Here is a 24,108-nt window from a genome sequence, read left to right as displayed (position 1 = left end):
GGCCGAGCGGGGGAGGGTCCGTGGCGGTCTCCAACCGCGTCAAGAGCGCCCTGACGACGACGGTGCTGGCGACTGCGGCGACCGGGTTCCTGGCCGGCTGCGGCCTCGAGGACGACGACGACGAGCAGGTCGCCTACTGCACCGACGAGGACGGCGAGATCGTCGACGACAGCTACTGCGACGACGGCTACCGCGGTGGCGGCGGGCTCTTCTTCCTCTACCTCGGCGGCTTCGGACGGGGTCTGCCCGTCGGCACGGTGCTGCCCAGCGGCGGCACCCGCATCGACCCCCGCGACACCACCGCCCGCCGCAACGCCGGCCTCCCGGCGACCGGGAAGGTCACCGGGGGCACGCGGGTCAGCGGCGGCATCGGGTCGGGCACCGGCGGGCGCGTGGGCGCCGGGAGTTGAGGAGACTCGAGACCGGCGTCGTCCGGCCGGGGTGGGAAGCCGAGATCGAGGCCCAGGGGCTGGTCTACAACCGGACGGGCCTGCCCGGCGGTGAGATGCGCAGCTACTGGCGCGAGGGCCCCTTCTACGACTTCACGATGGCCGAGGTCGAGCGGCTGGAGGGCTGGGTCGCGCAGCTGTTCTCGATGTGCGAGGCCGCCGGCGACCACGTGCTCGAACGGGACCTGCTCGACCGGATGGGGATCCCCCCGATCGCCCGGCCGGAGATCCGCCGGACGTGGGAGGCCGAGCCGCCGAGCATCTACGGCCGGTTCGACCTGCGCTATGACGGCGAGGGCCCGCCGAAGCTGCTGGAGTTCAACGCCGACACCCCCACGGGCCTGGTCGAGGCCGCCGTCACGCAGTGGAACTGGCACCTGTTCACCGGTCAGGGCGCCGACCAGTGGAACGCCCTGCACGAGAAGCTCGTCGCCGCCTGGCAGCGCAACCTGCTGCGCTGGGAGCGGCGGACCGGCATCCGGCCGCGGGTGCACCTCGCGTGGACCAGCGAGGAGAAGTCCGGCGAGGACCGGATGACCGTCGCCTACCTGATGGACACCGTCGTGCAGGCCGGCTACGAGGCGGTCGAGCTGATCGTCGAGGACATCGTGCTCGACGACGGCGACGGCCGGTTCTACGACGCCCAGGGCCGCCACCTCGACGTCGTCTTCAAGCTCTATCCGTGGGAGTGGCTGATCGAGGACGAGTTCGGCCCGGCCGTCCTCGCCGACGCCGCCCGGCCGGGCGGGACCACCTGGGTGGAGCCGGCCTACAAGATGCTGTGGAGCACCAAGGCGCTGCTGCCGGTGCTGTGGCAGATGTTCGGCAGCGACCCGGTGCTCTCCCAGTTGCTGCTGCCGGCCTACTTCGCCGACGAGATGCCCTCGTCGTGGCGGACCTACGTGCGCAAGCCGCTGTGGGGGCGGGAGGGGGCGAACGTCGCCATCGTGCGGGACGGGCAGGTGGCCGTGGAGCTGCCCGGCAGCTACGGGACCGAGGGCTTCGTGGTGCAGGAGTTCGCGCCGCTGCCGGACTTCGCCGGCGTCGACGGCCCGCACCACCCGGTGCTCGGCGCCTGGGTGGTGGACGGCGAACCGGCCGGCCTGGGCATCCGGGAGAGCGACGGGCTGATCACCGACAACCTCAGCTTCTTCGTCCCGCACACGATCGACCACCGGACGCCGTCCGCCCCGCGAGCAGGGCGGCGCGGTCCGGCCTAGGTTCGGGTCATGCCGCTGACGGGTGAGTACGAACCAAGTCCGCAGAAGTGGGTCCGCGACCAGGTGGAGCTCTACGAGCGCACCGGCGGACGGGAGGGGAACACCCTCCTCGACCGCGGGCTCCCCGTCGTCATCTTCACCACGAGGGGCGCCAAGAGCGGCAAGGTGCGCAAGCAGCCGCTCATGCGGGTGGAGCACGAGGGCGCCTACGCCATGGTCGGCTCGCAGGGCGGCGCCCCCACCGACCCGGCCTGGGTGGCGAACCTGCGCACGTACCCGGACCAGGTGACGGTCCAGGACGGCCCGGAACCGTGGGACGGCGTCGCCCGAGAGGTCACCGGCGAGGAGCGGGCGCAGTGGTGGGAGCGGGCCGTCGCCGCGTTCCCCGACTACGCCGACTACCAGACGAAGACCGATCGGCAGATCCCCGTGTTCGTCGTCGAGCGGGCCGAGCCGGCCAACCCCGCCTGACCGTCCGAGCAGCGCGCGCGGGTGCCTGGTGCGGCGGGGCGGCGTCGGCCACACTCCGGCGCCGTCCCACCCCCGACCCGTTGAGGTGACCCCGTGCCGAGCATCGCCCAGACCTGCGCCCGCATCGCCGCCGAGCTGAACCCGCCTGGCCAGCCGTTCCGCTACACGTGCGACGGCAACCGGGTGGTCGGGACGTGGGACATCGCCGACGTCAGCTACACGAACTTGGTCGCCGGCGGCACCATCGACGAGGACTACGCGATCACCGTCACCCTGGACGAGGCGTCGGGGACGTATGACTTCGTCGAGCGGAAGACCGAGAGCGAGTCCGAGGGCGGCCTGCGGTCGGACGGCACCATCGGCTTCTCCAGCCAGAAGTCGTCGTTCAGGGGCAAGAGCATCGGCAAGCAGTGGGGCGGCGGCGCGGCTTTGCGGGCGACCTCGCACGGCGAGACCGGGCACACCTGGAGCTACTCGTTCGAGACGTCCCGGATCAAGGAGCCGCTGTTCGGCCTGCTCGCCTCCGCCGGCTGGGAGCCCGAGAAGAAGGGCTTCTTCGCCCGCCTCTTCTCCCGCTGAGGAGGCGCGCGGGCGCCGGCGGGCAGGTGGTCCTGCCGCTGCTCGGGCTCTGCCCAGCATGCTGGGCAGAGCCCGAGCGTCCGGGGAGGTCGTCCCCTCGGGCTCCCGGGATCAGAAGCCGACCACCTCGTGCGGGCGGTAGGGCTCCTCGAGGCGGGCGATCTCCTCGTCGGTCAGCTCCAGGTCGACCGCGGCGACGGCGTCGTCCAGGTGGGCGTCCTTCGTGACGCCGACGATGGGTGCCGAGACCACGGGCTTGCTGAGAACCCACGCCAGCGCCACCTGGGCGCGCGGCACACCCCGCTCGGCCGCCACCTCGGCCACCCGCTCGACGATCACGCGGTCCGAGGCCTCGTCGTAGAGCTTCTTGCCGAACTCGTCGGTCTCCGACCGGGCGGTCGCGTCGTCCCAGTCGCGGGTGAGCCGGCCACGGGCCAGCGGGCTCCAGGGGATGACGCCGATGCCCTGGTCGGCGCAGAGCGGGTGCATCTCCCGCTCCTCCTCGCGGTTGAGCAGGTTGTAGTGGTCCTGCATCGACACGAAGCGGTGCCAACCGTGCTCGCCGGCCAGGTACAGCGCCTTGCTGAACTGCCACGCCCACATCGACGAGGCGCCGAGGTAGCGCACCTTCCCCGAGCGGACCGCCGAGTCCAGTGCCTCCAGGGTCTCCTCGATCGGCGTGACGGGGTCCCACCGGTGGATCTGGTACAGGTCGACGTAGTCGGTGCCCAGCCGCCGCAGCGAGGCCTCGAGCTCGGCGAGGATCGCCTTGCGGGAGAGCCCGGCGCCGTTGGGGCCCGGCCGCATCCGGCCGTGCACCTTGGTCGCGAGGACGACGTCCTCGCGGTCGGCGAAGTCGCGGACGGCCCGGCCGGTGATCTCCTCGCTCGAGCCGGCCGAGTAGACGTTCGCGGTGTCGAGGAAGGTGATGCCGGAGGCGAGCGCCTTCTCGATCAGCCGGCGGCTGTCCTCCTCGGGGAGGCTCCACGGGTGCGGGCCGCGCTCCGGGTCGCCGAAGCTCATCATCCCCAGGCAGATCCGCGAGACCTCGAGACCGGTGCTGCCCAGCCGGACGTACTTCATGTCGTCGTGTCCATGGCCTCAGCCTCGTCCGCCGACGACGCCCCTGCACGTCAGGGGAGCGCGGCCGCGAGCTCCGGGATGGCGGCGGCCACGTCGTCGGGGAACTCGGTGAACGGCTCGGGCGCCGGGACGCGCCTGGCACCGCTGCCCTTCCACCGCCACACGCCGACGACCTGGCCGCGGTGCACGACGGTCGACCGGAACATGCCGTTGTTGCCGGGCACGATCTGCTGCGCGAACTCTGCCGGTACCGCGCAGGTGCGGTCGGCGTAGCCGAGCACGAACTCGTCGAAGCCCGGCAGCAGCAGGACGGCGTCCTCGACCTCCGCGCGGCAGGCGGCCAGCCGGTCGGGCAGGTCGGGCGGCATGAGCAGCTCCCGGCCGTCGACCTCGAGGGAGGCGAACTCGTCCCGGACCGCGCCGATCCCGGCGCGGACGTCGCGCAGGCCGAGCCCCGCCCAGCGGGCGAGGTCGGCCTCGGACGCCGGGCCGTGGCCGGCGAGGTACCGGCGGGCCAGCTCTCCCAGCGACTCCTCCCGGGAGAGCCGCCGGGGCGAGGGCACCCACTCGTCGAGCAGCACGAACGCCTGCTCCCCGTCGTCGGTCGGGCCCATGACCAGCGTTCCGGTCTGCGACAGGTACCAGAGCACGTGGTAGCCGCGCTGCCCGCCGACGTCGACGCCCGCGCCGAGGGCCTCCAGCAGCGCCGCGCGGGTCAGCCGCCGGCCGCCACCGAGCGCGCCGCAGGCGAGCTCCCGCCGGCGCTCGAGGTCGGCCTCGGTGAGGCCCACCTGCGCCCGCCGCCGGACCGCTCCGGCGAGCACCCGAGGGCTGCACAGCTCCAGCAGCCAGTGCAGGTCGCCGGCCGGCAGGAGGTGCAGCGTGCCGCGCATCGGCCAGGAGCGGACCACCGTGCCGCCGTCCAGCGCCGCGCGTACCCCGGACAGGGAGCGGTCGCGGGTGCGCAGCGCGACCGAGGTGAGCGCCCCCGGGTAGTCCTGCCCCTGCACGCAGAGGAGCCCCCCGACGGCGGCGGCCGCGTCCGCGGCCGGGGGGCCGGCGAGCCGCTGGGCGACCAGGCGGAGCAGCGCCAGCTCCCGGGGCGCCACCGTCGGCGTCGTCGTCATGCCGGCAGCCTGGCAGGCGGCACCGACGATCCGGGAGCTGCCAGGATCGGGGCGTGGACGCGCAGGCATGGGACGCCCGGTACGCCGAGCGCCAGCAGTGGTCGGGAGAGCCGAACGCGCTGGTCGCCGAGCTGCTCGCCGGCTCCCCGCCGGGGTCGGCGGTCGACCTCGCGGCGGGGGAGGGCCGGCACGCGCTGTGGCTGGCCGGCCTCGGCTGGCGGGTCACCGCGGTCGACTTCTCCGCCACCGGACTGGCGCGTGGCCGCGAGCGGCCCGAGGCCGGCCGGGTCTCGTGGGTGACCGCCGACGTCCTCACCTGGGCCGGTCCGGATGAGCCCGTCGACCTCGTGCTCGTCGCCTACCTCCACCTGCCGCCGCCGGACCTCGAGGATCTGCTGCTGCGCGCGGTGGGCTGGCTGCGTCCCGGCGGGCGGCTGCTCGTGCTCGGCCACGACGTGGACAACGTCGAGCGCGGGGTGGGCGGTCCGCAGGAGCCGGCGATCCTGCACAGCGTCGCGCGGTTCGGGCCGGTCGCGGCCCTGCTGGACGTCGACCGGCTCGCCCAGGTCCCGCGCGAGACGCCGGCCGGCACCGCGCTGGACACGGTGCTGTCCGGCCGCCGGCGGTAGCGTCCCGGTCGTGATGGGGATGGGCGGCGCGGGTGGACCGGACGCCGAGCGACGCCGGCGGCTCGTCGCCGCCGTCATCGTGGTGGCCATGCTGCTGGCCGCCGTCGCCACCGCGCTCTCCCTGATCGTCTGAGGGAGCCCCGGTGGACGACGACGTCGAGGCCTGGTTCTCCGCCGCGGGCGACCGGGAGGCGGAGTTGCGGCGCGTCGACGCGCTGGTCACCGCTGCCGCCCCGGGCCTCGACCGGCGACTGGTGTCCGCCGGCAGCGGGCAGATGCTCGGGTACGGGTTCATGCCCTACGAGCCGCGCTCGGCGAAGGTCGCCACGACCTGGCCGCTGATCGCTCTCGCCGCGCAGAAGCGGCACCTGTCGCTCTACGTGTGCGCCGTCGTCGACGGCGAGTACCTGCCCGAGGCCCGTGCCGATCGGCTGGGGAGGGTGTCCTGCGGCAAGAGCTGCATCCGCTTCCCCTCGCTGGACCGGGTCGACGCCGGCGAGCTGTCCGCGCTGCTGCGCGACGCCGCGGCGGTCACCCGCGAGGGCGGCAACGCCTACTTCGCGACCTGACCTGCGGCGGGGCCCTTGGTCCCTGGTCTGCGGGCCGTCGCCGGGTCACCGTATGCGGGCGCCGGTCGGGGGGATCGGAAGCGGCGCAGCCGGTGGGGGAGGGACGACGGATGACGCAAGCGCTGGCCCGGACGACCGATGACGACGCCGCGATCGACCAGGCGGTCGTGCGGCTCACCGCCGAGTTCCGCACCACGCTCCGTCCGCAGGTGATCGGCACCGTCGTCCGCAGCTGCCGCCGCGATCTCAGCGGGGTGCCGGCGACCGCGCTCCCCGAACTCGTCGAGCGGCTGGCCCGCGCCCGGCTGCAGTCCGAGGAGCGCCCCGCTTGACCTCGAGTGCACGTGAGGCGGTTGCCTCCGCTGCATGCGAGCCATCCGACTGCACGAGTTCGGTGCCCCCGACCGCCTGGTCCTCGACGAGCTGCCCGACCTGACGCCGGCGCCCGGGGAGGTCCGCATCGCGGTCGAGGCCGCCGGGGTCCACCTGGTCGACACCACGCTCCGGCGCGGCGACCCCGGCCCGGTGTCGCTCCCGCGGCCGGAGCTCCCGACGATCCCGGGGCGCGAGATCGCCGGAGTCGTCGACCAGCTGGGGGCCGGGGTGGACCCGGCCTGGCTCGGCCGGCGGGTCGCCGCCCATCTCGGGGCGGTCCCGGGCGGGTACGCCGAGCAGGCGGTCACGGCCGTCGACGGGCAGCTGTTCGTCCTCCCGGAACAGGTCGGCTGGGCGGATGCGGTCGCCGCCGTCGGCACGGGCCGCACCGCGCAGGGTGTGCTGGAGCTCGAGCCGCCGTCGGCCGACGACGTCGTCCTGGTGCCGTCGGCCGCCGGTGGGATGGGCTGGCTGCTCGTGCAGGCCGCACGGGAGTCCGGTGCCACGGTGGTGGCCGCCGCGGGCGGCGCGGAGAAGGTGTCCCGGCTGGCCGAGCTCGGCGCCGACCTGGTCGTCGACTACCGGGCTCCGGGCTGGGACGAGCGGGTCCGGGCGGCGACCGGTGGGGTGTCGCTCGTGTACGACGGCGTCGGCGGCGCGGTCGGCCGGTGCGCGCTGGAGCTGCTGCGACCGGGTGGCCGGCTCGTCATGTTCGGCTACTCGGGCGGGCGGCCGACCCAGTTCGACACCGGCGACGTGGTCCGGCTCGGGATCACCGCGGGGTGGTCGCTCGGGCCGCGGATGACCGCCCTGCCCGGCGGCATCCCGGGCCTCGCCCGCCGGGCGCTGGACCGCGTGGCGTCGGGTGCCTGGCGGCCGCTGGTCACGCCCTACCCGCTCGCCGAGGCGGCCCGTGCGCACGCCGACCTGGAGCAGCGCCGGGTGCTGGGCAAGGTGGTCCTGCGCACCGCCTGAGAACGCGGTTGTCCCCGCCCGGAGACTGTCGGGGTGGGTTACGTCGACGTGAGCGGGATCCGGCACACGCTGCCGGACGGCCGGGTGCTGCTGGACGACGTGTCCTTCCGCATCGGTGAGGGCGCCCGGGCCGCCCTCGTCGGGGAGAACGGTGCCGGCAAGACGACGCTGCTGCGGATCATCAGCGGCGACCTCGTGCCCGAGGCCGGCGCGGTGGCCCGCACCGGCGGGCTCGGCGTGATGCGCCAGTTCATCGGCTCGGTGCGCGACGACACGACGGTGCAGCGGTTCCTCGTCGACCTCTCGCCGCCCGCCGTCCGGGCGGCGTGGGACGCCGTCCAGGCCGCGGAGCTCGCGCTCATGGAGGCCGACGACGAGCCGCGGCAGATGGCCTACGCCACCGCTCTCGGGCACTGGGGCGACGTCGGCGGCTACGACGCCGAGGTCACCTGGGACACCGTGACGGTCTCGGCGCTCGGCGTCCCCTACGACGGCTGCAAGTACCGGGAGCTGTCGACCCTCAGCGGCGGCGAGCAGAAGCGGCTGGCGCTGGAGGCGCTGCTGCGGGGACCCGACGAGGTGCTGCTGCTCGACGAGCCGGACAACTACCTCGACGTCCCCGGCAAGCGGTGGCTCGAGGAGCGGCTGCTCGACACCCGCAAGACCGTGCTCTTCGTCAGCCACGACCGTGAGCTGCTCAACCGGGTCGCCGACCGGGTCGTCACCGTCGAGGGCGGGACGGCGTGGGTGCACGGCGGGGGCTTCGTCAGCTACCACGAGGCCCGGTCGAGCCGGCACGAGCGGCAGGCCGAACTGCGCCGCCGGTGGGACGAGGAGCACGAGCGGCTGGTCGAGCTGGTCCGCACGCTGCAGCAGCAGGCCAAGAACTCGCCGGCCATGACGTCGACGTACCACGCGATGCAGACCCGGCTGGCGAAGTACGAGGCCGCCGGTCCGCCGCCGGAGCCGCCGGCCGACCAGCAGGTGACGATGCGGCTGCGCGGCGGTCGGACCGGGGTCCGCGCGGTGACGGTCGAGCAGCTGGAGCTGACCGGCCTCATGAAGCCGTTCGACCTCGAGGTCTTCTACGGCGACCGGGTCGCGGTGCTCGGGGCCAACGGCGCCGGCAAGTCGCACTTCCTCCGGATGCTGGCCGGCCAGCAGGTGGCGCACACCGGCTCGTGGCGGCTGGGCGCGCGCGTCGTCCCCGGGCTGTTCGCGCAGACCCACGCCCATCCCGAGTGGCTGGAACGGACGCCGGTGGACCTGCTGTGGCACGGCGAGCCCGGCCGGCCGGGCGTCGACCGCGGCCGGGCGATGGCGGCGCTGCGCCGGTACGGGCTCGCCGAGTCCGGCGACCAGCTGTTCCGTCACCTGTCCGGCGGTCAGCAGGCGCGGTTCCAGGTGCTCATGCTGGAGCTCTCCGGGGCCACGCTGCTGCTGCTCGACGAGCCGACCGACAACCTCGACGTGCTGTCGGCCGAGTCGCTGGAGGAGGCGCTGGCCGCCTTCGACGGCACCGTGCTCACGGTGACCCACGACCGGTGGTTCGCCCGGTCCTTCGACCGGTTCCTCGTCTTCGGCGCCGACGGCCGGGTGTACGAGTCGGCCGAGCCGGTCTTCGACGAGACCCGGGTGGTCCGCCCCCGCTGACGCCGGTCAGCCGGCGGGCGGGCGCCCGTGCCGGAGGACGGCGCGGACGACCAGCCCGGCCACCAGCGCCCAGAAGGCCGCGTTCACCCCGGCGATCGCGATGCCCGAGGCGGCCGTCGCGAAGGTGACGACGGCGGGGATCCGCTCGTCGGCGTCGGCGAGGGCGGCCTGGAGGGAGGAGGCCAGCACGGTGAGCAGCGCGAGCCCTGCCACGGCGGGGATGACGCCGGCGGGGGCCAGCAGCACGAGCGCGCCGAACGCCGCGGAGGCGATGCCGAGCAGCACGAGGACGCCGCCCGAGGTCACGCTCGCGATCCAGCGCCGGGAGCGGTCCTCGCCCGCCTCCGGGCCGGCGGCCAGCGCCGCGCTGATCGCGGCCAGGTTGATCGCGTGGCCTCCGGTCGGCGCGCCGACGACCGTGCCGATGCCGGTCACCACCATCGAGCGCCGCCAGGGCACCTCGTACCCGAGGCTCTTCATGACGGCGGCGCCGGCGACGTTCTGCGAGGCCATCGTCACCAGGTAGAGCGGCACCGCGATGCCGACGATCCCGCCGAGGGTGAACGCCGGCGTGGTCAGCTCCAGGTGGGGGACCAGGTCCGCCGGGTCGATCGACGTCCCGGAGACGGCGAGATCGACGCCGATGACGACCGCGGCGGTGAGGAACGCCAGCGGGGCGGCCCAGCGCGGGAGGAACCGCATCGCGAGGAGCCAGACCGCGACCACCGGCGCGACCGCCAGCGGGTTGTCCGCGAGCCCGGTGACCGGTCCGAGGCAGAGCTGGAGGAGGACGCCGGCGAGCATCGCCTGGGCGACCGACGGGGGGATGCGGGCGACGAGCGCGCCGAGCCACGGGACCAGCCCGGTGACGGCGAACAGGACGCCGGTGACGAGGAAGGCGCCGACCGCGGCCGGCCAGCCGCCGTCGACCGTCCCGGTCGAGGCGAGCAGCGCCGCGCCGGGCGTGGACCAGGCGACGGTGATCGGCATCCGGGTCCACAGCGCCAGCAGGGCGGAGGACAGCCCCATCGTGACGCTGACCGTGAGCAGCCCGCTCGCGGCCTGGCCGGCGTCGGCGCCCACACCGGCCAGCCCGGTCAGGACGATGACGAAGGAGCTCGTGAAGCCGACGAGGGCCGAGACCACACCGGCGGTGACCGGGCGGGACAGGGCGCCGTCCGACGCCGGACCGGGGGGCATCGGCCGGCTCAGGCGGCGGCGCGGCAGGCGGCGCAGGTGCCGAAGATCTCCAGCGTGTGGCTGACGTCGGCGAAGCCGTGCTCGCCGGCCACCTCGTCGGCCCAGCGCTCGACCGCGGGGCCGGCGACCTCGACGGTGCGGCCGCAGGTGCGGCAGACCAGGTGGTGGTGGTGCTGGCTGCTGCAGCGGCGGTAGAGCGCCTCGCCGGTGTCGGTGCGGATCGAGTCCAGCTCCCCGTCGTCGGCCAGCGACTGCACGGCGCGGTAGACCGTGGACAGGCCGACCCGGGCGCCGGCGGAGCGCAGCAGGGCGTACACGTCCTGCGCGCTGTGGAACCCCTCCAGGTCGGCGAAGAGCAGCCGGATGGCGTCGCGCCGCGGAGCGGGACGCGGCTGGGTCACGAGCCCATCGTGGCACGCGCCGTCCGGGGAGCCGGTCAGCCGAACGAGCGCCCCTCGCCGCGGTAGGTGTCGAACGCGCCGGTCAGCCGGTCGCCGGCCAGCGTGTGGAGCACCGCGACGTGCTCGGCGACCTCGCCGGCCTTCGCGTGCCGGACCCAGACCCGGTCGCCCACCCGCAGCCGGTCGGCGGCCGCACCGCGCAGGGGTGTCTGCACCTCGCCGGCCCCCTCGGTGCCGACCATCGTCAGCCCGGCCGGGTGCACCGGCGTGGGCAGCCGGTCGGCGCCGGCCGGCCCCGAGGCGATCCACCCGCCGCCGGCCACGGTGACGGTGCCGGGCGCGGGGCGGCGGGTCACCGGCAGGGCGAAGAGGACGGCGGGGCTGCCGCGGAAGGCCCGGTACCCGTCGAAGAGCGTGGGGGAGTAGAGCCCGGACCCGGCGGCGAGCTCGGTGACCGAGGCGTCGGCCGTCGTCGTCTCCAGGCTGCCGGTGCCGCCGCCGTTGACGAACTCGAGGTCCGCCACCTCGCGGACCGCGGTGACGGCAGCGCCCCGGCGTCCGGTGAGCTCCCGCACGGACACCGCCTGCATCCCGCGGACCGCCAGACCCCGCAGGGGCCGGCCCGGCGGCGAGTTCTGCACGCCGGCCACCTGGGCCTCGTAGGCCATCAGCCCGACCAGCCGGAACCCCGGCCGCCCGCTCACGGTCCGGGCCAGCGCCGCGGCCTGCTCGGGCGTGTGCACCGGTGAGCGCCGGACCCCGACGTGCACCCGTCCGCCGGCGGCCCGCAGCGACGCGTCGAGGTCCAGGCAGATCCGCAGCTCGGGGCGGGCGCCCGGGGCGGTGACGGCGTCGACCAGGTCCAGCTGCTCGGGGGAGTCGACCATCAGCGTCACGCGGGCGGCGAGCTCCGGGTCGGCGGCCAGCGTCCGCAGCGCCGTCCGGTCGGCCGTGGGGTAGCCGACGACGACGTCGGTGGACACCGGGTCGTCGCCGCCGGCCAGCCACAGCGCCTCGGGCAGCGTGTAGGCGAGCACCCCGGCGAAGCCGGGACGGGCCAGCACCCGGCGCAGCACCGGGCGGCTGCGCACCGACTTGCTGGCCACCCGGATCGGCCGGCCGCCGGCCCGCCGCTCCAGGTCGGCGGCGTTGGCGTCGAGGGCGTCGAGGTCGAGGACCGCCAGGGGCGGGTCCAGGTCGGCCGTCGCCGCGTCCAGCCGGCTCCGCGCCGTGTCGTCGTCCACGACGGACGAGCATGGTGCGCCGCAGCGAAGTGGGTCAAGTGTCCCACTAGGGTGCGCTGCTGTGACCACGAGCTGGCGCAACTGGGCGGGGAACCAGCGGGCCGACGGCGTCACGGTGCTGCACCCGGCCGGCACCGAGGACCTCGCGCGGGCGCTGACGACGGCGGCTGGCGCGGGCCGGCGGGTGCGCCCGCTGGGCAGCGGCCACTCGTTCACCGCCGTCGGCCGCCCCGACGAGGTCGCCCTCGCCTTCGACCGGCACGCCGCGCTGGTCGACGTCGGCCCGACCGGCCTGGTCACCGTGCAGGCCGGGATGCCGCTGCACCGGCTGAACGCCGAGCTGGCCGCCCGCGGCTGGGCGCTCACCAACCTCGGCGACATCGACCGGCAGACCGTCGCCGGGGCGCTGTCGACCGGCACCCACGGCACCGGCGCGGCCTTCGGCGGCCTCGCCACCCAGCTGCGCGCCCTCACGCTGGTCACCGCCGGTGGCGAGGTGCTGCGCTGCTCGGCGGCCGAGCACCCCGAGGTGTTCTCCGCCGCCCGCATCTCGCTGGGCGCCCTCGGCGTCCTCGACACGGTGACGCTGCAGGCGGTGCCGGCCTTCGCCCTGCGCGCCGAGGAGGGGTCGGCGGGGCTGGACGAGCTGCTCGACGGGTTCACCGGCTACACGACCTCGGCCGACCACGTGGAGTTCTACTGGTTCCCGCACACCGACCGGTGCCTGACCAAGCGCAACACCCGGGTGGCTCTGGACGACCTCGCCCCGCTGCCGCGGCTGCGCGCGTTCTGGGACGACGAGGTGCTCGCGAACGCCGGCCTGGCCGCGGTCGTCGCGACCGGCCGCCGGGTGCCGGCGCTGGTCGCCCCGCTGGCCCGGTTCTCCGCAGGAGCGCTGGGCGCCCGGACGTACACCGACGTCGCGCACCGGGTGTTCGTGTCGCGGCGCCGGGTGCGCTTCCGGGAGATGGAGTACGCCGTGCCCCGCGAGGCCGCCCCGGAGGTCCTGGCCGAGCTCCGGCGGGCGGTCGACGCGAGCGACTGGCGGGTGCCCTTCCCGGTCGAGGTGCGGGTGGCCGCGGCCGACGACGTCCCGCTCTCCACGGCGTCGGGCCGGGACACCGCCTACGTCGCCGTCCACGTGCCCGCCCGGAGCGAGCCGGGGGAGTACTTCGCCACCTTCGAGGCGATCGCCGGCGCGGTGGGCGGCCGCCCGCACTGGGGCAAGCTGCACTCCCTCGACGCGGCCGCCCTGGCCGGGCGCTATCCCCGGTTCGGCGAGTTCACCGCGCTGCGCGACCGGCTCGACCCCACCGGCGTGCTCGCCAACGCGCACCTCGACCGCGTCCTCGGGCGGGCCTGACGTGCCCCGGCTGCCGGTCACCGACCGGCGGGAGGCCCTCGTCGAGGCCGCGCTCCGCGTGATGGCCCGCGACGGGCTCGCCGCAGGCACCACCCGCGCCGTCGTCGCCGAGGCGGGGATGTCGCTGGCGAGCTTCCACTACGCCTTCGCCTCCCGCGACGAGCTGCTCGCCGAGCTGGTGCGCCGGGTGGTCGGCCGCGAGCTCGCCGCCGCGACCGCCGTCCTGGACCCGGCCGACGGCCTCGCCGGCTGCCTGCGCGCGGCCGCCGGCGGCTACCTCGCCCACCTCGAGGACGATCCCGGCGCCGAGCAGCTGAGGCTCGAGCTGACCCTGCACGCCGTGCGCGACCCCGCCCTGCACGCGGTGGCCCGCGAGCAGTACCGCGCCTACACCGACGCGGCGGCGACCCTGCTGGATCAGGCCGCCGCCCTCACCGGCTCGACGTGGGGCCGCCCCGTGCCCGAGCTCGCCCGGTTGCTGGTCACCCTCGTCGACGGCGCGACCACCACCTGGCTGGTCGACCGCGACACCGCCGCCACCCGCGCCGCCCTCGACGCCGCGGTGGAGCTGTTCGCCGTCCGGTACACCGCATGACCGCCGCGCCGCCCAGGATCGACCGCGCCTGGACCCTGCGCTTCGGGCTCGCCTGGCTCGGGCTGTGGGCCGCCCAGCTGGCTCCGGTGCAGCTGCTGCTGCCGGTCCAGCTGGACGACCTCGACCCGGCGCACAAGGTCCGCGATCTCGCGCTCGTCAACGGCCTGGCCGGGCTGGCGGCGCTGGTCGCGCTTCCCGTCTTCGGCGCGCTCTGCGACCGCACGCGCTCGCGGTGGGGACGGCGCCGCGTCTGGATCGCCGGCGGGGTCGCGGGCTACGCCGTCGGGCTGGTCCTCACCGGGTTTGCCGGCACCTGGCAGCTCGTCGCGGTCACCTGGCTGCTCGCCCAGGTGGGCATGTACGCGGCGATGGCGGGGCTGACCGCCGCCATCGTCGACCAGGTGCCGGCCGATCAGCGCGGCGCGGCGTCGGCCGCCGTCTACGCCCCGCAGGCGATCGGCATCGTCGTCGGCCTGGGGCTGGTCACCGCGCTCGGCGGCGGAGTGGCGCCGGGCTACCTCGCGCTGACGGTGCTCCTCGTGGCCTCCGCCGTCCCGTGGCTGCGCCGATCCCGGGACCCCGAGCCCGGGCCCGGGGGCCGCCCGGTCTCCCTCGCCGCGGCGGTGCGCGCCACCTGGGAGGCGCCGACCCGGTCGCCGGACTACGCCTGGGCCTTCGCCGGCCGCCTGCTGGTCAGCCTCGGCAACGCCCTCGGGACGACGTACCTCCTCTACTTCCTCGACGACGGGCTGCGCGTCGACGACCCCGAGGGCTCGCTGCTGGTCCTGACGCTCGTGTACGTCGTAGCGACGGTCACGGCGACGTGGGCCGGCGGGGTGCTGTCGGACCGCACCGGCCGGCGGCGGGTGTTCGTCGGCTGGGCCGCCGTCCTCCAGGCGCTGGCGTGCGGCCTGCTCGTCGTGGCGCCCAGCTGGCCGGCGGCGCTGGGAGCCGGGGTGCTGCTCGGTGCCGGGTACGGCGCCTACACCTCGGTCGACCAGGCGCTGGTGACCCAGGTGCTGCCCGACGCGCGCACGCTGGCCGGCGACCTCGGCGTGATGAACGTGGCCCTGGTCGCCCCCCAGGCGCTGGCCCCGCTGCTGGCCGGCGCAGTGATCGGGCTGTCCGGCTACGGCGCGCTCTTCACCCTGGCCGGCCTGTGCACCGTGCTCGGCGCCGTGTCCGTGACGAGGATCCGCTCGGTGCGCTAGAGGTCGACGTCGGGCTCGCCGGTGCCGCCGATGCGGTCCAGCTCCTCCAGCTCCAGCGGTCCGAGCACCCGCGCGCCGGCCTGCAGGTTCTCCTCCAGGTGCGCCACGGACGACGTCCCGGGGATCAGCAGGATGTTCGGGCTGCGGGCCAGCAACCAGGCGAGCGCGACCTGCATCGGCGTCGTCTCCAGCCGCCGCGCCACGGTGTCCAGCGCCGCGGACTGGATGGGCGTGAAGCCGCCGAGCGGGAAGAACGGCACGAACGCGATGCCCTCGTGGGCCAGGGCGTCGACCAGCGGGTCGTCGTCGCGGTGCACCAGGTTGTAGTGGTTCTGCACCTGGACGACCGGGGCGATGGCCCGGGCCTCGGCGAACATCTGGGTGGTCACGTTGCTGACGCCCAGGTGCCGGATCAGGCCCTGCTGCTGCAGCTCGGCCAGGGTCTCGAACGGCTCGGCGAGCGACCGCTCGATCGGGGCCTCGTACCCGGGCATCCGGAGGTTGACCACGTCGAGGACGTCCACGCCGAGGTTGCGCAGGTTGTCGTGCACCGCCGAGCGCAGCTCGTCGGGGGTCAACGCCTCGGGCCAGTCACCCTCGGGGGTGCGGCGGGCCCCGACCTTCGTCACGACGGTGAGCCCGTCGTAGGGGTGCAGCGCCTCGCGGAGGATCTCGTTGGTCACGTGCGGGCCGTAGTAGTCGCTGGTGTCGATGTGGTCGACGCCCAGCTCGACCGCCCGGCGGAGGACGGCGACCGCGGCCGCCCGGTCGGCCGGCGGGCCCATCACGTGCGGGCCGGCCAGCTGCATGGCGCCGTAGCCCAGGCGGTACACCGGCCGGTCGCCGAGGGGGAACTGGCCGGAACGCGTCGCGTCGATCGTCATGTCCGACTCCTACCCGCCCGGCCGCCGGTATGCGCGTGGGCGGGGCGCCGCTGGCCGGCACCCCGCCCACGCGCGGCCGGCTCAGGGGGTGAGCAGCACCTTCACCGCGCCGTCCTTCTTCTCCCGGAAGTTCGCGTAGGCCTCGGGAGCCTGCTCGAGCGGCACGTGGTGGGTCGCGAAGTCGTCGACGCCCAGCGGGTCGCCCTCGGCGAGGATCGGCAGGATGTCGGGCACCCAGCGCCACACGTTGGCCTGACCCATGCGCAGCTGGATCTGCTTGTCGAACATCCGCATGAGCGGCAGCGGGTCGGTGGCCCCGCCGTAGACGCCGGACAGCGAGATGGTGCCGCCGCGGCGGACCGCCTCGATCGCGGTGTTGAGCGCGGCCAGCCGGTCGACGCCGGCGACCTGCATGACCTTCTCCATGATCGCGTCCGGGACGATCGCGGTGGCCTTCTGAGCCAGCGAGGCCAGCGGCGAGCCGTGCGCCTCCATGCCGACCGCGTCGATGACGGCGTCCGGGCCGCGGCCGTCGGTGGCGTCGCGGATCTCCTGGACGACGTCGGCCTGCGTGGTGGAGCGGATGACCTGGGTGCCGCGCGCGGTGGCCCGGGCGATCCGCTCCGGGACGACGTCGGACGCCCACACCTTCTCGATGCCGAGGTGGGAGGCGATGCGGGTGCACATGTCGCCGATCGGCCCGAGCCCGAGGACCAGCAGCGTGCCGCCCGGCGGGACCGCGGCGTACTGCACCGCCTGCCAGGCGGTCGGCAGCACGTCGGAGAGGTAGACCCAGCGGTCGTCGGGCAGACCGTCGGGCACCTTGATCGGCAGCGTGTTGCCGAAGGGCACCCGGAGGTACTCGGCCTGGCCGCCGGGCACCTGGCCGTAGAGCTTCGTGTAGCCGAACAGCGAGGCGCCGAAGCCCTTGTCGCGGTTCTGCGTCGTCTCGCACTGGGACTGCAGCCCCTGCGAGCACATCCAGCAGGTGCCACAGGAGATGTTGAACGGCACGACGACTCGGTCCCCGGGCTTGACGGCGGTCACGTCCTTGCCCACCTCGCGGACGATCCCCATGGGCTCGTGACCCATGACGTCGCCGACGCTCATGAACGGCGCCATGACCTCGATGAGGTGCAGATCCGAGCCGCAGATGCCGGTGGACGTCACCTCGACGACGACGTCGGTCTGCTCCTCGATCCTCGGGTCGGGGACGGTGTCCACCCGGACGTCGGCTCGGCCGTGCCAGGTCACTGCGCGCATACGTGGAGCTCCTCTAGTCGTCGTCGGGAGGGTCCGACCAGAGGCTTCTGCCCGGCCGTGAGCCTCATCGCCCCTGGTTCAGGGTTCAACCGGCGTGCCTGTCACTCAGCGTGATGCTGGATCGACGGAGTGCTTAATGACATCCGTGCAGGTCAGTGGCCTACGCCACACAACCAATGGGACCTACCCCGTCTCACAGATCACGAACCGATCACGCCGTGTTTACATGGCTCCCGTTCCTTCCCCGGACCACCCACGCAACACGTCCTTGTCCCCTGCGGAAGACAGGTGCATGTCCCAGCTCCACCACGACCCCGACCTCGACGAGGCGGCGGTGCCCGCTCCGGGCTCCGGCACCCCCCTCGACGGCCCGCGGGAGGTGCCTTCCGGGCGCCCCGCTGTGGCTCCGGCGGAGGTCTCGTCCACCCCCAGCTCCCGTGGCGTCACCCCCAGCAGCGCGGCCTCCCGCGCCGCGGCCGCGGCCCGCAGCGCCCGTCGGGCGGGCGTGGAGATCGGGGCCCGCTCGGTCGTCGGCGTCCGTGCGGTCGCCGCGGCGGCGCGCCGGATGCGCCCCGACGTTGAGACGTCCGTCCCGGAGTCGCACCTGGCCGGTCCGGGGGACCTGGCGGAGCTCGCGGAGCAGGCCGAGGTGACGGCGCTGGCCGGCCTCGGCGAGGTCGCCGCACTGCCCGAGGTCCAGGAGCTCCCTGAGCCCCCCGCGGAGCCCGAGGCCCCCGCCGCCGAGGCCCTCGACGGCGAGGCCCTCGACGGCGAGGCCCCCGACGCCGAGGCGCCCGAGGCCGAGGACGGCCCCGAGCGCTGCACCGTGCCGCACGTCGTCGCGGGCCGGGGCCGGCACCGCGCCGCCCTGGTGCGCCGCCGTCCGGCCCTCGTCCTCGCCGCCGTGCTGGTCGCCGGGACCGGCCTAGGGGTGCTGGCCGGGAGCGACACCGAGGCGCAGGCGGACACCTCGCCGGCGGTGGAGGAGTCGGTGAGCGTCGCCCGGGCCCTCGGCATCGAGGGCACCGCGCCCGCTCCGGTGGCCGACGACGCGGCCCGGCTCGCCGAGCTCGCGTCCAGCCGCGCCACCCGGGACATCGAGCAGTTCGCCGCCGCCCAGGTGCAGAGCGAGGCCGACCAGCGGGTCAGCGCGTACTACGCGGCGCTGGCCGCCGAGGCGGCCCGGCCGAAGGCGGTCCTGCCCGTCCAGGGGGCGCGGCTCACCAGCACCTTCGGCGCCCGCTGGGGCACCCTGCACGCCGGCATCGACCTGGCCGCGCCGATGGACACCCCCGAGTACGCCGCCGCGGACGGCGTCGTCCTCGAGGCCGGACCGGCCAGCGGCTTCGGCCTGGCGGTCTACATCCAGCACGACAACGGCGACGTCACCGTCTACGGCCACATGGACCAGATCCTGGTCCAGCCGGGGCAGGTCGTGCGCGCCGGCGACACCATCGCCCTGCTGGGCAACCGCGGTCAGTCCACCGGCCCGCACCTGCACTTCGAGGTGCACCAGGGTGGCCTCGACGGCACGAGGATCGACCCCCTCCCGTGGCTGCGGGAGCGCGGCGTCCAGATCTGAGCCGCGAGCCGCATCTCCTCGACGCCCCCCGCCCGGTCCCCCCGGTCGGGGGGCGTCGTCCGTACGGGCGGGCCGAGGTGGGGCACACTCGGTGAGCAGGCCGGACGGGAGGGGAGAGTCGCTGATGGGGCACGACCACGGCCACTCGCACGGCCACTCCCACGGCACGGCCGCGGCGGGGCACCGGCGGCGCCTGGCCGTCGTCCTGGGCCTGACGCTCGCGGTCCTCGCCGCCGAGGTGCTCGGCGCCGTCGTCTCCGGATCGCTCGCGCTCGTGGCCGACGCCGGGCACATGGCCACCGACGCCCTCGGGATCGGCCTGGCGCTGGCGGCGGTGTCGCTCGCCCAGCGGCCGCCCACCGGCCGCCGGACCTTCGGCTTCCAGCGGGTGGAGATCCTCGCCGCCTTTGCCAACGGCGGGCTGCTGCTCGCGGTCGGGGTCTTCGTGCTGGTCGAGGCGATCCGCCGGATCGGCGACCCGCCAGACGTCGACGCCGGGATCATGCTGCTGGCCGCGGGCGCCGGCCTGCTGGTCAACCTCGTCGGCATGGCGATCCTGCACCGCGGCCGGGACGAGTCGCTCAACGTCCGGGGCGCCTACCTCGAGGTGTTCTCCGACGCCCTCGGCTCGGTCGCCGTGCTCGTCGCGGCCGGTGTCATCGCGCTCACCGGCTGGACCCCGGCCGACACGGTCGCGTCGGTGCTCATCGGCTGCCTGGTGCTGCCGCGGGCGTGGGCGCTGCTCCGCGAGGCGCTCGACGTGCTCCTCGAGGCCGCCCCGCGGGGCGTCGACCTCGACGAGGTCCGCACCCACATCCTCGAGGTCGACGGCGTGCTCGCCGTCCACGACCTGCACGCGTGGACCATCACCTCGGGGCTGCCGGTGCTGTCCGCGCACGTCGTCGTCACCGACGAGGCCCTGGACGGCGGCCACGGCGGGCGGGTGCTCGACGAGCTGTGCGCCTGCCTCGGCGACTGCTTCGACGTCGAGCACTGCACCTTCCAGCTCGAAGCGGCCACGCACGCCGCCCACGAGGCCCCCGTCCACGACTGAGGCCGCTCCCTCACGTTCCCGTGGTGGGACAGTGGGGAGCGACGTCGGCCTGGGCTGGAGGACATCGGTGGACCACGGGCACCACTCGGGCATGTGGGTGCCCGGCGAACCGCCGACGCTGGGGCGGCTGTTCCTGCCGCACCTGGAGCCGTGGTCGGTCCTGCCCGTGCTCAGCGTGCTGGGGCTGGTCCTCTACCTCGTCGCCGTCGTGCGGCTGCGCCGGACGGGGGTGAGCTGGCCCTGGTGGCGGACGGCGTCCTGGGTGGCCGGCACGGTCTCGCTGTTCGCGGTCACCGGCACCTGGTTCAACGGCTACAGCATGGTGCTGTTCAGCCTGCACATGACCCAGCACATGGTGCTGTCGATGCTGACCCCGCTGCTGCTGCTCTGCGCGGCCCCGGTGACGCTGGCCCTGCGCACCCTGCCGCGCGGGAAGGACCTGGCCGGGGTGCCGCGGGCGCTGCTGCTCGACGGGCTGCACAGCCGGGTCGCGCAGGCGATCTGCTCGCCGGCGTTCACCATCCCGCTGTTCATCGCGAGCCTCTACGGCATCTACTTCACCCCGCTGTTCGACGCGCTGATGTCCTCGCCCGTCGGACACCAGTTCATGCTCACCCACTTCGTCGTCGTCGGGCTGCTGTTCTTCGGGCCCGTCCTCGCCCAGGACCCGTGGCCCCGCCAGGTCGGGCACGGCGGGCGGCTCCTCGAGCTGATGGCGCCGGTGCCCTTCCACGCGTTCTTCGGCGTCGCGGTGATGCTGTCGACCTCGCTGGTGGTCGAGACCTTCGCCGAGCCGCCGGCCGGCTGGGGGACCGACGCGCTCCGCGACCAGGGCGTCGCCGGGGGCATCGCCTGGTCGTTCGGCGAGCTGCCGACCGCGCTGGTGCTCGTCGTCGTCCTCGGCTCGTGGATGCGCTCGGAGGAGCGCCGGGCCCGGCGCCTGGACCGCGCCGCCGACCGCACCGAGGACGCCGAGCTGGAGGCCTACAACGCCCGGCTGCGCGCGCTGGCCGACAACCGCTGATCGGCCGCGCCGGGATCAGGTGACCTGATCCCGGCGCGTCCTCCCCCACGGTCTGCCGTGGGGGAGGACGCGTTGCCGTGGGGGAGGACGCCGGGCAGCGACCTCAGCCGACGTGGACCGGCGCCGCCCCCTCGGCGGGCAGGTCCTCCTTCGTCGCCTTGATCAGGACGGCGGAGACGACGGCGCCCGCGAGGAGCAGCACCGAGGCCCAGGTGAAGGCGGTCGTGTAGCCCTCCACCTGCGCGGCGATGGGCGCCTGCGGGTCCCCGTCGGCCACGAGGTCGGCCAGGGCCGTGCTGGTCGCGCCCACCGAGAGGCTGGCCAGCAGTGCCGTCCCGACGGAGGCGCCGACCTGCTGCGTGGCGTTGAGCAGGGCGCTGGCCGCGCCGGCGTCGTGCTGCCCGGCGCCCAGCAGGGCCAGGTTCGACAGCGGCACCATCGTGAAGCCCAGCCCCAGGCCCAACAGCAGCTGCGCCGGGAACGGCAGGGCCCAGAACCCGGTGTCGAGGTCGACGAGGCTGAGGAGGAACAGGCCCGCTGCCGCCAGGAGGCCACCGGCCACCATGAGCGGCTTGGGCCCGGTCCGCACGACCAGGGCGCTCGCGGCGCCGGCGGCGATCAGCACCCCCACCGTGGTCGGCAGCGAGGCCAGGCCCGCCTCCACGGGCGTGTACTCCAGCACCTGCTGGAAGTAGAGGCTGAGGAAGAAGAACGCCCCCAGCAGGCCGGCGCCCAGGAGCGCGGCGGTCAGGTAGGCCCCGCCGCGGTTGCGGTCGGCGACCAGCCGGATCGGCATCAGCGGGTTGCGGACCCGGCGCTCGAACAGCACGAACGCCACGACCAGCGCGACGCCGAGGACGATGAACAGCCAGGCGAGGCCGTCGGTCCAGCCGCTGTCGGGCACGACGATCGCGGCACCGGTGCCCTGCGCGGCCTCGTTGGCCGCCGCCGCCTCGGCCGCGTTGGTCTGCGACGTCTCGGCGACGCGGGTGAAGCCGTACACGAACGAGGCCAGGCCGAGCGTGATGAGGACGGCGCCCGGGATGTCGTACTTCGTGTCGCCCGGGGCCCGGCTCTCCGGCACGAAGGGGATCGCCAGGGCGACGGCGACGGCGGCCACCGGCAGGTTGACCCAGAAGCACCAGCGCCAGTCGGCGTACTCGGTCAGGACGCCACCGAGGAGCAGGCCGACGGCCGACCCGCCGCCGGCGATGGCGCCGTAGACGGCGAAGGCCTTGGCGCGCTCCCGGGCGTCGGTGAACAGCACCGTGATCAGCGCCAGGGACGCCGGGGCGAGCAGGGCACCGAAGGCACCCTGGAGGGCACGGGCGGCGAAGAGCATGCCCTCGTTCTGGGCGAGCCCCCCGAGCGCCGAGGCGAGGGCGAACCCGGCGGCACCGACGAGGTAGGTGCGCTTGCGGCCCCAGAAGTCGGCGATCCGGCCGCCCAGGAGCAGGAAGCCGCCGAAGGTCAGGGTGTAGGCGGTGACGATCCACTGCTGGGACGCCGACGAGATGTCGAGGTCGGCCGACACCGCGGGCAGCGCGATGTTGACGATCGTCGCGTCGAGGATGACCAGCAGGACGGTCAGGGCGATGACGCCGAGAGCGAGCCAGCGCCGCTCGTAGGGCTCGTCGGGGAGGGTCTCCGCGCCGGCCGGCGGGGAGGTGTGCTCAGACATGGGGGAGTTCCTCGGGATGGCAGGGAAGGCGGCCGAGATCGTCGACCGACCGGAGAAGTTATCGGCCTGCGACGATCGGGTCGTGCCCGTTTCGCTGGTCATGACGGCCGACACGCACGTACCCAAGCGGTCGCGTGACCTACCTCATGCCCTGTGGACGGCGATCGAGGCCGCCGACCTCGTGGTGCACGCCGGCGACTGGGTCGACGCCGCCCTGCTCGACCTGATCGAGAAGCGCTCCCGCCGGCTGCTGGCCGTCTACGGCAACAACGACCACGGGCCGCTGCGGGAGCGGTTGCCGGAGGTCGCCCGTGCCGAGGTCGAGGGCGTGCGGCTGGCCGTCGTCCACGAGACCGGCGACGCCAAGGGCCGCGAGGCCCGGTGCGCGCTCCGGTTCCCCGACGACGACGTCCTGGTGTTCGGCCACAGCCACATCCCCTGGGACACCACCGCGCCCACCGGCCTGCGGCTGCTCAACCCCGGCTCGCCGACCGACCGCCGGCGCCAGCCGCACGGCACCTTCCTCACCGCGGTCGCGGCCGGCGGGGCGCTGCACGACGTCACGCTCCACGCGGTCCCCCGGTGAGCCCGGGGCGGCCGTTCCCCGCCGCCGCGGTCGACCTGCTCGCCTGCCCGGTGTGCGCGGCGCCGCTGGAGCCGCTGCCGGGGGACGCCGGCCTGCGGTGCACGGCGGGCCACGCCTTCGACCGGGCCCGGCAGGGGCACGTCACGCTGCTGCCGCCGGGGCGGTCGCCGGCGACCGGCGACTCCGCGCAGATGGTCGCCGACCGGGTGGCCTTCCTCGGCTCGGGCGCCTTCGCGGGCATCAGCCGTGCGCTCGGCGACGCCGTGCTGGTGGGGGAGGAACCGCCGGCGACGCTGCTCGACCTGGGCGGCGGTACGGGCCACCACCTCGCGGCCGTGCTGGACCGACTGCCGGACGCCACGGGGATCGTCCTCGACGCCTCCCGCTACGCCGCCCGCCGCGCCGCCGCCGTCTCCCCGCGGGTGCTGGCGGTGGTCGCCGACGCCTGGGCCCGCCTGCCGGTCCGCGACGCCGCGGTGGACCGGGTCCTCGGGGTCTTCGCGCCGCGCAACGGACCGGAGACCGCCCGGGTGCTGCGGCCCGGTGGGCGGCTCGTCGTCGTCACCCCGGCCGGCGACCACCTCGCCGAGCTGGTCGGCCCGCTGGACCTGCTGCGGGTGGACCCGGACAAGGAGGCCCGCCTGTCGGGGGCGCTCGAGCCGCACCTGGCGCCCCTCGCGACGACCGCCCACCGCGAGCTGCTGGAGCTGTCCCACGCGGCCGTGGGCACCCTCGTCGGGATGGGTCCGCACGCCCGCCACCTGGTCCCCGCCGAGCTCGCCGCTGCGGTCGGCGGGCTCCCCGAACCGGTGCGGGTGACGGTCTCGGTGCAGATCAGCAGCTGGGCTCCCACGGTGTGACCGCACCGTGACGCGCGGGGCCCGGCGTCG

General features: G+C 75.1%; 26 protein-coding genes. 18 read left to right on the top strand and 8 right to left on the bottom strand.

What is annotated here, in order from left to right:
• Positions 1-20 precede the first annotated feature (20 nt).
• The 4 genes from N555_RS0110660 to N555_RS0110645 all read left to right on the top strand — a co-directional run bounded on the left by N555_RS0110660 (position 21) and on the right by N555_RS0110645 (position 2,719).
• On the top strand, positions 21-410 hold the full coding sequence (locus tag N555_RS0110660; RefSeq protein ID WP_029431474.1) for a hypothetical protein: 390 nt from the start codon (positions 21-23) through the stop codon (positions 408-410).
• Positions 407-1,669: a glutathionylspermidine synthase family protein gene (locus N555_RS0110655; protein ID WP_029431473.1), complete on the top strand. Its 1,263-nt coding sequence runs from the start codon at positions 407-409 to the stop codon at positions 1,667-1,669. The genes N555_RS0110660 and N555_RS0110655 overlap by 4 nt, the downstream gene beginning before the upstream one ends.
• Before the next feature lie 9 nt (positions 1,670-1,678).
• Positions 1,679-2,140 carry a nitroreductase family deazaflavin-dependent oxidoreductase gene (locus N555_RS0110650; RefSeq protein WP_029431472.1) on the top strand — a complete coding sequence of 154 codons (462 nt, stop codon included), beginning with the start codon at positions 1,679-1,681 and terminating at the stop codon, positions 2,138-2,140.
• Between the two features lie 93 nt (positions 2,141-2,233).
• Positions 2,234-2,719, top strand: coding sequence for a hypothetical protein (locus N555_RS0110645; protein ID WP_029431471.1), 486 nt, complete (start codon positions 2,234-2,236; stop codon positions 2,717-2,719).
• 111 nt (positions 2,720-2,830) lie between these two features.
• On the opposite strand, the gene N555_RS0110640 is transcribed toward N555_RS0110645, so the two are convergent.
• The gene (locus tag N555_RS0110640; RefSeq protein WP_029431470.1) at positions 2,831-3,802 is read right to left on the bottom strand and encodes an aldo/keto reductase; all 972 of its coding nucleotides are present in this window, start codon (positions 3,800-3,802) and stop codon (positions 2,831-2,833) included.
• A gap of 50 nt (positions 3,803-3,852) precedes the next feature.
• Positions 3,853-4,929 (bottom strand): winged helix DNA-binding domain-containing protein, encoded by a 1,077-nt coding sequence (locus N555_RS0110635; protein ID WP_029431469.1) that lies wholly within the window; start codon positions 4,927-4,929, stop codon positions 3,853-3,855.
• Between the two features lie 53 nt (positions 4,930-4,982).
• On the opposite strand from N555_RS0110635, the gene N555_RS0110630 reads away from it, so the two are divergent.
• From N555_RS0110630 to N555_RS0110605, 6 genes are all read left to right on the top strand, one after another.
• Positions 4,983-5,558, top strand: a complete 576-nt coding sequence (locus N555_RS0110630; RefSeq protein WP_029431468.1) for a class I SAM-dependent methyltransferase — start codon at positions 4,983-4,985, stop codon at positions 5,556-5,558.
• A 10-nt stretch (positions 5,559-5,568) separates the two neighbouring features.
• Positions 5,569-5,691 carry a hypothetical protein gene (locus N555_RS28965; protein ID WP_255347351.1) on the top strand — a complete coding sequence of 41 codons (123 nt, stop codon included), beginning with the start codon at positions 5,569-5,571 and terminating at the stop codon, positions 5,689-5,691.
• Positions 5,692-5,701: 10 nt separating this feature from the next.
• Positions 5,702-6,127 carry a DUF1801 domain-containing protein gene (locus N555_RS0110620; RefSeq protein WP_029431467.1) on the top strand — a complete coding sequence of 142 codons (426 nt, stop codon included), beginning with the start codon at positions 5,702-5,704 and terminating at the stop codon, positions 6,125-6,127.
• 110 nt (positions 6,128-6,237) lie between these two features.
• Entirely contained in the window at positions 6,238-6,459 is a 222-nt protein-coding gene (locus N555_RS0110615; RefSeq protein WP_029431466.1) for a three-helix bundle dimerization domain-containing protein, read from the top strand.
• A 34-nt stretch (positions 6,460-6,493) separates the two neighbouring features.
• Entirely contained in the window at positions 6,494-7,477 is a 984-nt protein-coding gene (locus tag N555_RS0110610) for a zinc-binding dehydrogenase (RefSeq protein WP_029431465.1), read from the top strand.
• Positions 7,478-7,510: 33 nt separating this feature from the next.
• Entirely contained in the window at positions 7,511-9,130 is a 1,620-nt protein-coding gene (locus tag N555_RS0110605) for an ABC-F family ATP-binding cassette domain-containing protein (protein WP_029431464.1), read from the top strand.
• A gap of 6 nt (positions 9,131-9,136) precedes the next feature.
• Here the strand turns inward: N555_RS0110605 and N555_RS0110600 are convergent, their stop codons facing one another.
• From N555_RS0110600 to N555_RS0110590, 3 genes are read right to left on the bottom strand one after another with little or no spacing between them, the layout of a single operon-like run.
• Positions 9,137-10,330: a benzoate/H(+) symporter BenE family transporter gene (locus N555_RS0110600; RefSeq protein ID WP_029431463.1), complete on the bottom strand. Its 1,194-nt coding sequence runs from the start codon at positions 10,328-10,330 to the stop codon at positions 9,137-9,139.
• Positions 10,331-10,338: 8 nt separating this feature from the next.
• Positions 10,339-10,731 carry a Fur family transcriptional regulator gene (locus tag N555_RS0110595; RefSeq protein ID WP_029431462.1) on the bottom strand — a complete coding sequence of 131 codons (393 nt, stop codon included), beginning with the start codon at positions 10,729-10,731 and terminating at the stop codon, positions 10,339-10,341.
• A 35-nt stretch (positions 10,732-10,766) separates the two neighbouring features.
• Positions 10,767-11,975 carry an amino acid deaminase/aldolase gene (locus tag N555_RS0110590; RefSeq protein ID WP_029431461.1) on the bottom strand — a complete coding sequence of 403 codons (1,209 nt, stop codon included), beginning with the start codon at positions 11,973-11,975 and terminating at the stop codon, positions 10,767-10,769.
• Between the two features lie 61 nt (positions 11,976-12,036).
• Between N555_RS0110590 and N555_RS0110585 the strand changes: the two genes are divergently transcribed.
• The 3 genes from N555_RS0110585 to N555_RS0110575 are packed head-to-tail and all read left to right on the top strand — an operon-like array spanning position 12,037 to position 15,144.
• Positions 12,037-13,338, top strand: a complete 1,302-nt coding sequence (locus N555_RS0110585; RefSeq protein WP_029431460.1) for a D-arabinono-1,4-lactone oxidase — start codon at positions 12,037-12,039, stop codon at positions 13,336-13,338.
• 1 nt (position 13,339) lies between these two features.
• Entirely contained in the window at positions 13,340-13,933 is a 594-nt protein-coding gene (locus tag N555_RS0110580; RefSeq protein WP_034509743.1) for a TetR/AcrR family transcriptional regulator, read from the top strand.
• The gene (locus N555_RS0110575; protein ID WP_029431458.1) at positions 13,930-15,144 is read left to right on the top strand and encodes an MFS transporter; all 1,215 of its coding nucleotides are present in this window, start codon (positions 13,930-13,932) and stop codon (positions 15,142-15,144) included. The genes N555_RS0110580 and N555_RS0110575 overlap by 4 nt, the downstream gene beginning before the upstream one ends.
• Here the strand turns inward: N555_RS0110575 and N555_RS0110570 are convergent.
• Together N555_RS0110570 and N555_RS0110565 are read right to left on the bottom strand one after the other, a co-directional pair.
• Positions 15,141-16,028: an oxidoreductase gene (locus N555_RS0110570; RefSeq protein ID WP_029431457.1), complete on the bottom strand. Its 888-nt coding sequence runs from the start codon at positions 16,026-16,028 to the stop codon at positions 15,141-15,143. The two genes, N555_RS0110575 and N555_RS0110570, sit on opposite strands and share 4 nt — an antisense overlap.
• An 81-nt stretch (positions 16,029-16,109) precedes the next feature.
• Positions 16,110-17,291: an alcohol dehydrogenase catalytic domain-containing protein gene (locus N555_RS0110565; protein ID WP_029431456.1), complete on the bottom strand. Its 1,182-nt coding sequence runs from the start codon at positions 17,289-17,291 to the stop codon at positions 16,110-16,112.
• Between the two features lie 292 nt (positions 17,292-17,583).
• Here N555_RS0110565 and N555_RS27410 point away from each other — a divergent pair, with 292 nt between their 5' ends.
• From N555_RS27410 to N555_RS0110550, 3 genes are all read left to right on the top strand, one after another.
• A complete protein-coding gene (locus N555_RS27410; RefSeq protein WP_231502692.1) occupies positions 17,584-18,873 on the top strand; it encodes a M23 family metallopeptidase in 1,290 nt (429 codons plus the stop codon).
• Positions 18,874-18,997: 124 nt separating this feature from the next.
• Complete coding sequence (locus N555_RS0110555; RefSeq protein WP_029431454.1) at positions 18,998-19,927, top strand: cation diffusion facilitator family transporter; 930 nt, start codon at positions 18,998-19,000, stop codon at positions 19,925-19,927.
• Between the two features lie 67 nt (positions 19,928-19,994).
• Positions 19,995-20,951: a cytochrome c oxidase assembly protein gene (locus tag N555_RS0110550; RefSeq protein ID WP_029431453.1), complete on the top strand. Its 957-nt coding sequence runs from the start codon at positions 19,995-19,997 to the stop codon at positions 20,949-20,951.
• A 103-nt stretch (positions 20,952-21,054) separates the two neighbouring features.
• Here the strand turns inward: N555_RS0110550 and N555_RS0110545 are convergent, their stop codons facing one another.
• Complete coding sequence (locus tag N555_RS0110545) at positions 21,055-22,632, bottom strand: MFS transporter (RefSeq protein WP_029431452.1); 1,578 nt, start codon at positions 22,630-22,632, stop codon at positions 21,055-21,057.
• A gap of 82 nt (positions 22,633-22,714) precedes the next feature.
• On the opposite strand from N555_RS0110545, the gene N555_RS0110540 reads away from it, so the two are divergent.
• Positions 22,715-23,218 (top strand): metallophosphoesterase family protein, encoded by a 504-nt coding sequence (locus N555_RS0110540; protein ID WP_197028965.1) that lies wholly within the window; start codon positions 22,715-22,717, stop codon positions 23,216-23,218.
• Positions 23,215-24,078, top strand: a complete 864-nt coding sequence (locus N555_RS0110535; RefSeq protein ID WP_051683940.1) for a putative RNA methyltransferase — start codon at positions 23,215-23,217, stop codon at positions 24,076-24,078. Before N555_RS0110540 ends, N555_RS0110535 begins: the two co-directional genes overlap by 4 nt.
• Positions 24,079-24,108 lie beyond the last annotated feature (30 nt).

The organism is Blastococcus sp. URHD0036 (genome assembly GCF_000701365.1).
Classification (GTDB): domain Bacteria; phylum Actinomycetota; class Actinomycetes; order Mycobacteriales; family Geodermatophilaceae; genus Trujillonella.
The sequence above is the reverse complement of the archived record's forward strand: the minus strand, read 5'-3'. Positions and strand labels throughout refer to the sequence as shown.

Coding starts and splice junctions, on each gene's coding strand:
- N555_RS0110615 (WP_029431466.1), top strand. CDS start 6,238: ATGACGCAAGCGCTGGCCCGGACGACCGATGACGACGCCGCGATCGAC.
- N555_RS0110600 (WP_029431463.1), bottom strand. CDS start 10,330: ATGCCCCCCGGTCCGGCGTCGGACGGCGCCCTGTCCCGCCCGGTCACC.
- N555_RS0110555 (WP_029431454.1), top strand. CDS start 18,998: ATGGGGCACGACCACGGCCACTCGCACGGCCACTCCCACGGCACGGCC.
- N555_RS0110575 (WP_029431458.1), top strand. CDS start 13,930: ATGACCGCCGCGCCGCCCAGGATCGACCGCGCCTGGACCCTGCGCTTC.
- N555_RS0110635 (WP_029431469.1), bottom strand. CDS start 4,929: ATGACGACGACGCCGACGGTGGCGCCCCGGGAGCTGGCGCTGCTCCGC.
- N555_RS0110565 (WP_029431456.1), bottom strand. CDS start 17,291: ATGCGCGCAGTGACCTGGCACGGCCGAGCCGACGTCCGGGTGGACACC.
- N555_RS0110570 (WP_029431457.1), bottom strand. CDS start 16,028: ATGACGATCGACGCGACGCGTTCCGGCCAGTTCCCCCTCGGCGACCGG.
- N555_RS0110610 (WP_029431465.1), top strand. CDS start 6,494: ATGCGAGCCATCCGACTGCACGAGTTCGGTGCCCCCGACCGCCTGGTC.
- N555_RS0110640 (WP_029431470.1), bottom strand. CDS start 3,802: ATGAAGTACGTCCGGCTGGGCAGCACCGGTCTCGAGGTCTCGCGGATC.
- N555_RS0110650 (WP_029431472.1), top strand. CDS start 1,679: ATGCCGCTGACGGGTGAGTACGAACCAAGTCCGCAGAAGTGGGTCCGC.
- N555_RS0110545 (WP_029431452.1), bottom strand. CDS start 22,632: ATGTCTGAGCACACCTCCCCGCCGGCCGGCGCGGAGACCCTCCCCGAC.
- N555_RS27410 (WP_231502692.1), top strand. CDS start 17,584: ATGTCCCAGCTCCACCACGACCCCGACCTCGACGAGGCGGCGGTGCCC.